The organism is Photorhabdus hindustanensis (genome assembly GCF_002968995.1).
In the GTDB taxonomy this organism is placed as follows: Bacteria; Pseudomonadota; Gammaproteobacteria; order Enterobacterales; family Enterobacteriaceae; genus Photorhabdus; species Photorhabdus akhurstii.
The window spans coordinates 1-1,054 of the sequence record NZ_PUWT01000194.1 but is presented as its reverse complement, the minus strand read 5'-3'; the positions used below and the strand labels follow the sequence as shown (position 1 = coordinate 1,054).

The 1,054-nt window shown below is 59.4% G+C and carries 1 protein-coding gene; it reads left to right on the top strand.

Features of this window, described 5'->3' with window-relative positions:
* Positions 1–1,054 (top strand): DUF6531 domain-containing protein (locus C6H66_RS25270; RefSeq protein WP_248000834.1); only part of this gene is annotated, 1,054 nt, incomplete at both ends.

Genomic DNA, 1,054 nt, shown 5'->3' with positions numbered 1-1,054 from the left:
GCGCGGCGCCCTTAAAGGGCTGGGTAAGCTGTTTACCCGACAGGCCGGTAAAAAGGCCGTCAGCGGGGCGATTGCCGGTGCCCGGCATGCCGGAAAAGTGATATCAGGTAAAACCTTCTGCTGTGCCAAAACCGCCTTCAAAGAAACTCAGGGGGTGAAACGTTACCGGGAAGCGACGAAAAAATTCTTTACCGGCGACCCGATTGACGTCACTACCGGCCAGCTGTTTGACCAGCGGACCGATATCACCCTCGGCCAGACCCTGCCGCTGGTATTTCTGCGCAGCTGGGCGCCAGGGGAACAGGGCTTACTGGGACCGGGCTGGACGGACAGCTTCTCCGAATGCGCCCTTGCCACCGGCGACCGGGTAGAAATCCGCACCACCGAAGGGGCTTCCCTCTATTTTGCCTTACCGGCCGCTTATACCCACAGCGTCAACCCGGACCACCCGGATTTCACCCTCAGCCGGGGAGAACAGGGCTATATCCTCCGGCACCGGGATTCACCGGTTTGTAAGTATTTTGCGCTGGCCTCTCCGGCCTCATCCGAAGGGACACAGCGCTGGCGGCTCACGGAACACCGGGACGTGTATGACAACCGGCTGCGCTTTATCTATAACGAGCACGGTCAACTGACACAGGTTCTCCACAGTGACGGGCCGGAGCTGACGCTGCTTTATAACCTGCGCGGACAACTGACCGAGATACTCCGCACCGATGAAAGGTTACAGGAAGTGATGGCCCGTTATCACTACCATGATAACGGCCGGCTGGCGGAAGCGGACAGCGCCCAGCATTTTCATCTGTACTATGAATATAATGCGCAGGGCCTGATAAGCCGCTGGTCCGATGGCGACCAGACCTGGGTGGATTACCGTTATGATAAACAGGGGCGCTGTACCGACAGCGTGGGGGCCGGCGGCTACTATCCGGTTCACCTGGATTATGCCCCCGGCATCACCCGCTCCACCACCCCACAGGGGCACACCACCACCTGGCATTACAACGACCAGCAATTAATCACTGAAATCCACACCCCGCGCGGCGGCGTGACC